The following is a 5,639-nucleotide window of genomic DNA, read 5'->3' as shown; positions in this document are numbered from 1 at the left end:
AGCATTTGATATCTTTTTACATCAATAAAATTTGAGAGAAGCCCTCCAGAGAAAAGTCCTACGGTTGTAAATGTCACTGCCCAGATGAATGCGCCAGCAAAATTCAGAATTGAAAATTCAGCGTGTTTTATATCTGTGAGTCCAAACGCTGCGGGTATGATATTTCTCACCCCATAAATAAACCTTGAAAAGAGCAAGAGCGATGTTTTATATTGTTCAACTAATTTCCCAGCTTTAAAAATTTTTTCATATGGGATTGGTATAAGTTTTAATCCCGTTTTTGATAAAATAAAAATAATCTCACCGTTGATAAAGGAGAGAAAAGTCGCGATTAAAATAACTATCCAAAAATTAACACTGCCAGCATAAATTAAATGTCCAGCTCCAAGTAACGCAACTTCTCCTTGAAACACTATTCCAAGCGATATCCAAATGTAGATAGTTAAGTATGATGTCATAGACCAAGTTTATCCGCTATTGATTTCATTGCTTCAATTACAAATTGGATATGTTCATCAAGTGGGATCCCGAGTTCTTCGGCACCTTTGTAAATATCATTTCTATTTACAGACCTTGCAAATGCTTTATCTTTAAGTTTTTTCTTTACGGATTCAACGGTTACTTCTTCAATTTTTTTATTTGGTCTGACGAGGGCAACGGCTGTGATGAAACCGCAGAGTTCATCGCATGCATAAAGAACTTTTGCCATGAGTGTATCTCTTGGGACACCCGTATAATCAGCGTGACCTAAAATTGCCCTGCGTATATCTTCTGGGTATCCTCTTTCTTCAAGTATTTTTGAACCGACCCACGGATGTTGATCTGGTGTTGGAAATTTTTCATAATCAAAATCGTGCAGAAGACCGACGATTGCCCATTTTTCCTCATCTTCTCCGAACTTTCTGGCATAAGCTCTCATTGCTGATTCAACCGCAAAGGCGTGTTTTCGCAAATTTTCACTTTCTGTGAATTCAAATAGAAGATTAAGAGCATCTTCATAAGTTGGCATTTTCGTTTCCTGTCTTTGTTTTTTCAATTCTTAAATCCATCCCCCACATTAATTTTGATCTTAAAACATCAAAATAGCTTACTTCAAGTCGTTTTACAAGTTTTACTTTATAATCCGCTTTTTTTACGATGACCTCAAGGGGTGGTTTAATTTTATGCTCAATTTGACCGTCTGCAGTGATCAAAATGTCTTTTTCATGAAATTCAATTTTTATTTTTATTATACTGTCATCTGGTATCACAATAGACCTTGCTGTTAGAGTGTGTGGACAAATGGGGGGTAAGAGTTATAACATGACTTGAGGGTGTCACTATCGGTCCCCCAGCTGCAAGTGAGTATGCAGTTGAACCAGTTGGAGTTGATATAATAAGTCCATCTGCTGTGTATGTTATCAAATATTCATCATTTATGTATGTCTCAATATCAACAACTCTTGTTGAACCAGCTCTATCAATTACGATGTCATTTAATGCAAAGTATTTTTCATCGTTACCTTTTACACTTGCTTCAAGAGCCATTCTTTCCTCAATTCTGTATTCATCGTTGCAAACTTTTTTTATAAAGCCAAAAATTTCTTCAGGTGAAACTTCAGCAAGAAAACCAAGTTTACCAAGGTTTACGCCGAGTATGGGGATTTCACGATGCCCAACTAATCTTGCGGTTGATAAAATTGTTCCATCGCCACCAAATGAGACAATTATGTCAGAGCTTGCAAGTAGTTCAGGTAAGTTTAACTTTTGTTCAATTTTTTTTGAAAATCTTTTTTCAATTTCATCAGCGATTTCCTTTTGAAGGAAAAATTGTATTTTTTCACATTCAAGTTGATTTGTCAAGTTAAAAACTATTTCATAAAGTGATTCCTTTGCAAGGTTACCGATGATACCAAATTTCATTGAGGTATGAGTTTTGTTTATGATTGGTTTTGCGGGGTTGTTTCTGATTTTTGTTTTCTTTCGTTTTCAACTTCAAAAAAGTAGTTTATTTTAAGTTGTGAGATTGAGTATTCAAGGAATCTAATTTCATCCTCCGTTAAATTTCCTTTCGTCTTTTCTTTTAACATGTCAAGCAAATCAATTGTGAATTTTGCTTCTTCAAGTTTTTTCTCAATCTTTCCAGTTATAGGGTTCGGTATCTTGCCAAGTTGTTCCCACCCCTGTGTATAAAGAATAAAAACAAGTTGCTCAAATAAACTCATACTTTTCATAGCCTTTTTGAATTTATTATGGTTAAAGCTTTGATAAATTTTAAAAAACGAAAAAGATAAAATCAAGTTGAGTTCCTTTGGTATACCATTTGATGGGGCATAAAATATCTCCGTTGTGCTTCTTAAGGAGGTTGTGTTTTTAGGGAGCAAGGTGCCTTTTTACTTGATTTTGATGCTGAAAATTTTTATATTTAAAACAGACTTTGGGCGGTTAGCTCAGCCTGGTTAGAGCGCTTGCTTGACATGCAAGAGGTCAGAGGTTCGAATCCTCTACCGCCCACTCCTCATAAAATTTCTGGAAATGGCTCAAGAAAATACTGCCCAAGCAGGTATTCATTTTCAAACCTCATTCCGTAAATTCTCAGCATTTCAACAATTGTTGTTAATTCAACTTTAGCATTTTTAAATTTATCAACCATTTTTAAAAAATGAGCTTTTTCGCTTCGTGAAAGATTTTCAGAAATGTGACCGAAGATATGTATAATTGAGTTAACAAGATTTGTCCTCCTGAAACTTTGTTTCATCATATCTTTAAATGTCAATTCGTATTTTTTAATTATTTGCTCAAAATTCCCGGTTTTGTGCTCGGCAATTATTCTTCCAAGATTTTTGAGATGCTTTTGAGATATGCTCATGAAAAGATATTTATGTCTGCTGTGAAACTCAATTAAATTATTTATACCTGATTTTGCTTTCTCAAATCTGAAGAGCATGAAAACTTTTGTTAAAAATTCCCACATCAAATCTTTGTTTCTTAATCTTCCCTCATCAATTAAAGGAATGTGGGGTAAGTTTTCTTTTACGACTTTTGCGAAAATTCCATATGTTTTCCCGTAGACATTGCCATTTACATAAACTTTTGTGCTTCCGACACCGCAACTTGGTGATTTTGCCTTCAGAATGAATCCATGGACATCTCCGAGATTTTTTAAGAAATTATTTGCAAAGTTTTCAAGCCTTGATGTTAAATCTATCTCCGTTTCATCTTGGATCGCTCTAATTTCGTCCCCAACTTTATGTAGTTTTATTGTTTTCCTCGGTATTCCAAGCCCTATTTCAAATTCAGGGCAAACATGAACTAAGTTAAACAGTGGTTTTAACTTATTAACAAGTTCATCGTTTACTGTGGCACCATTATATCTGTATGGAAGTCCGTTAAGACATGCACTTATTACAACTGTTGGTTTCATCTCTCTTATATATTTTTTCTGTGGTAAATTTCTTTGAATTTTGATATAGATTGTTTTAGATCTACCAAGGGTTTTGGGTAGCCCGATATCTTTTCTTTTACAAAAAACTCTTGGCTATGTAGATACTTGGGGTCTAATTTTCTTAACTCTGGGATGTATTTTTTTATATAGTCTCCGTTAGGGTCAAATTTTAAAGATTGTAAAAATGGATTAAAAAACCTTATCTTTGTGTCCGTGCCAACTCCTGCGTTCCATTGCCAATTACCTATGTTTGAAGAAGCCTCATAGTCCAAAAGTTTAAGGGAAAAATATTCTTCGCCAAGCCTCCAATCAATATGCAAATTCTTTGTTAGAAAGCTTGCTACAACCATTCTAACACGGTTATGTATATAACCCTCTTGTTCAAGTTGGCGCATTCCTGCATCCACAAGGGGAAATCCTGTCAGCCCTTTTTTCCAAGCTTCAAACTTTTTATGGTCTTCCCGCCAATCTACCGTTATATCCTTCCTAAAGTTTTCAAACTCACTGTATGGGTAGTGATATAAGATATAGTTGAAGAATTCTCGCCAGATTAACTCGCTTATAAACTTCCCTTTCTTATCGTGTTCAATAGCCCATCTGAATATCTCTCTTACTGATATAGTTCCAAACCGTAGATGAACACTTAAAAGGGATGTGGCATTTAAAAAAGGATAGTTTCTATTCTCTTCATAAAAATCTACTTGTTTTTCAAATCTGTCTAAAAGTTCCTTTGGCTCTTTTATAGCCCCTTCAAAGGTTAATGTCTGTTTTTCAAATCCTATGCTTTTTATGTCTATGGGTAAAAGTTCTAATGTTTCACATACCTTTATGATCTTTGAATATTCAAAATCTGCGAGGTTGAGTGTTTCTTTCGGTTTATATTCAAGTTTGGCGTGCTCATAAATTAATTTTGATACAGCTTTTTCAAAGTGGGAAAAAACTGTGTAAGGTTTGCCCTGCAGGTTATAAATCAGATTTGGCTCTATTAGGAAGTTATCATGGACAAGTTGAAGGTTATACTTTGATGAGATTTGTCTATCTCTTTCTCTTGCGTAACTATCCCAATCCCCAGAGGCAAAAATTTTTCTTATTTGATATCTTTCTGATATGAGATCAAAAACATCCAAAGGTTTTCCATAAAAGATTGCAAGATCAAGCCCAAGGCTTTTTAAATTGTTTTTTAATTTTATCACCTTGTCAAATATAAAGGTTATCCTTTTGTCATCTTTAGGTAGTTTACCAAGGATATTTTTATCAAATATGAAAACTGGTAAAACATAGGACTCGGGAAGGGATAGCAAAGGGTTATCTTTTGTTCTGAGATCACGCCTAAACCATAAGATATCAACTTTCATTTTTATGTTTCTATTTTGACGGTAAATTTTCTTTTACATTTTTTGCATTGATATTCAACGGTGATCCAGTTATTTCGCTCATAATAACTTATCTCTTCAAGATTTCCGGAACAACCTTTAAAAATACATTTTTTCATTTCAACATTGAACTGTCTATTTCCGTTTTTTATTTCCTCCCCCATCGTTGTTTTAAAATTTTTTCGGCAATCATTATTCCGGCGATTGATTTAGCGTCAACGATTTCACCTTTTAGAATCATATCTACAGCTTCATCAATTGTTTTAAATTCAACTGATAAAACTTCTCCTTCCTCAAGGTTTTGTTTCTTTTTCTGTAAATTTTCTGCTAAATAGATGTAAAGTTTTTCAGTGCAAAATCCAGGGCTTGTATAAATGTAGGTTAAAAGTTCAATTCTTTCTGGCTTGAATCCTGTTTCTTCTTCAAGTTCTCTTATCGCACAAACTTTTGGGTCTTCTCCTTGGTCAAGCTTTCCAGCTGGTAATTCATATATAAATTTGTCAATTGGGTATCTATACTGTTTTATCAAAATTATTCTTTGGTCTTGAAGAAGCCCAAGGACAACAGCACCGCCTGGATGTTGAACTACTTCACGAATTGTATGATTTTTTGATTCAAAATATTCAAGCTCATCAACAATTATGTCAAAAACCTTCCCACGATAAATTATATTTCTTTTCTTAAGTTTCATATTTCCCATTATTTTCTCGTTTTGCATAAGGCAAATAAATTTTTTAGTAAATCCCTCTACTTCCTGGTTTTTCAATTTCAATTCCTTCTTTACACAATGGACATTCTTCAGGTTTAAAAGTTGGGACTTCAAGTTTAATGACGGAAGCAAA

Annotated in this window: 9 protein-coding genes, 1 tRNA gene and 1 pseudogene; 1 reads left to right on the top strand and 10 read right to left on the bottom strand. The window is 34.0% G+C overall.

All coding sequences use genetic code 11. The annotated features are described in order from the left end of the window. The 5 genes from AT685_RS00205 to AT685_RS00190 all read right to left on the bottom strand — a co-directional run. On the bottom strand, positions 1–458 hold a 458-nt coding region (locus tag AT685_RS00205), incomplete at its 3' end, for a DedA family protein (RefSeq protein ID WP_072151069.1). Next, on the bottom strand, positions 455–1,009 hold the full coding sequence (locus AT685_RS00200) for an HD domain-containing protein (protein WP_072150685.1): 555 nt from the start codon (positions 1,007–1,009) through the stop codon (positions 455–457). The genes AT685_RS00200 and AT685_RS00205, both read right to left, overlap by 4 nt. Beyond that, on the bottom strand, positions 996–1,250 hold the full coding sequence (locus tag AT685_RS08640; RefSeq protein WP_159420437.1) for an NAD(+)/NADH kinase: 255 nt from the start codon (positions 1,248–1,250) through the stop codon (positions 996–998). Before AT685_RS08640 ends, AT685_RS00200 begins: the two co-directional genes overlap by 14 nt. Then, entirely contained in the window at positions 1,237–1,902 is a 666-nt protein-coding gene (locus AT685_RS00195; RefSeq protein WP_081040494.1) for an NAD(+)/NADH kinase, read from the bottom strand. The genes AT685_RS08640 and AT685_RS00195 overlap by 14 nt, the downstream gene beginning before the upstream one ends. Before the next feature lie 17 nt (positions 1,903–1,919). Continuing rightward, a complete protein-coding gene (locus AT685_RS00190) occupies positions 1,920–2,363 on the bottom strand; it encodes a DUF1844 domain-containing protein (RefSeq protein WP_081040493.1) in 444 nt (147 codons plus the stop codon). Positions 2,364–2,418: 55 nt separating this feature from the next. Between AT685_RS00190 and AT685_RS00185 the strand changes: the two genes are divergently transcribed. Next, positions 2,419–2,493 (top strand) — tRNA-Val (locus tag AT685_RS00185). 4 nt (positions 2,494–2,497) lie between these two features. Here the strand turns inward: AT685_RS00185 and AT685_RS00180 are convergent. The 5 genes and pseudogenes from AT685_RS00180 to AT685_RS00160 all read right to left on the bottom strand — a co-directional run. After that, the gene (locus AT685_RS00180) at positions 2,498–3,403 is read right to left on the bottom strand and encodes a YbgA family protein (RefSeq protein ID WP_072151068.1); all 906 of its coding nucleotides are present in this window, start codon (positions 3,401–3,403) and stop codon (positions 2,498–2,500) included. Positions 3,404–3,408: 5 nt separating this feature from the next. Next, positions 3,409–4,779 carry a cryptochrome/photolyase family protein gene (locus AT685_RS00175; protein WP_072151067.1) on the bottom strand — a complete coding sequence of 457 codons (1,371 nt, stop codon included), beginning with the start codon at positions 4,777–4,779 and terminating at the stop codon, positions 3,409–3,411. 2 nt (positions 4,780–4,781) lie between these two features. Continuing rightward, positions 4,782–4,916 carry a hypothetical protein gene (locus tag AT685_RS08635; RefSeq protein WP_267886268.1) on the bottom strand — a complete coding sequence of 45 codons (135 nt, stop codon included), beginning with the start codon at positions 4,914–4,916 and terminating at the stop codon, positions 4,782–4,784. Positions 4,917–4,945: 29 nt separating this feature from the next. After that, positions 4,946–5,488, bottom strand: a complete 543-nt coding sequence (locus AT685_RS00165) for an NUDIX hydrolase (RefSeq protein WP_234696203.1) — start codon at positions 5,486–5,488, stop codon at positions 4,946–4,948. A 43-nt stretch (positions 5,489–5,531) separates the two neighbouring features. Further along, positions 5,532–5,639 (bottom strand): annotated as a pseudogene (locus tag AT685_RS00160) (orotate phosphoribosyltransferase); the annotation flags it as partial.

Source organism: Candidatus Kryptobacter tengchongensis (assembly GCF_001458555.1).
GTDB classification, from domain to species: Bacteria; Bacteroidota; Ignavibacteria; order Kryptoniales; family Kryptoniaceae; genus Kryptonium; species Kryptonium tengchongense.
The sequence above is the reverse complement of the archived record's forward strand: the minus strand, read 5'-3'. Positions and strand labels throughout refer to the sequence as shown.

Excerpts from the sequence above, each read along its gene's own strand:
- AT685_RS00200 (WP_072150685.1), bottom strand. The coding sequence starts at position 1,009 with ATGCCAACTTATGAAGATGCTCTTAATCTTCTATTTGAATTCACAGAA.
- AT685_RS00195 (WP_081040494.1), bottom strand. The coding sequence starts at position 1,902 with ATGAAATTTGGTATCATCGGTAACCTTGCAAAGGAATCACTTTATGAA.
- AT685_RS00180 (WP_072151068.1), bottom strand. The coding sequence starts at position 3,403 with ATGAAACCAACAGTTGTAATAAGTGCATGTCTTAACGGACTTCCATAC.
- AT685_RS00175 (WP_072151067.1), bottom strand. The coding sequence starts at position 4,779 with ATGAAAGTTGATATCTTATGGTTTAGGCGTGATCTCAGAACAAAAGAT.
- AT685_RS08635 (WP_267886268.1), bottom strand. The coding sequence starts at position 4,916 with ATGAAAAAATGTATTTTTAAAGGTTGTTCCGGAAATCTTGAAGAGATA.
- AT685_RS00165 (WP_234696203.1), bottom strand. The coding sequence starts at position 5,488 with ATGAAACTTAAGAAAAGAAATATAATTTATCGTGGGAAGGTTTTTGAC.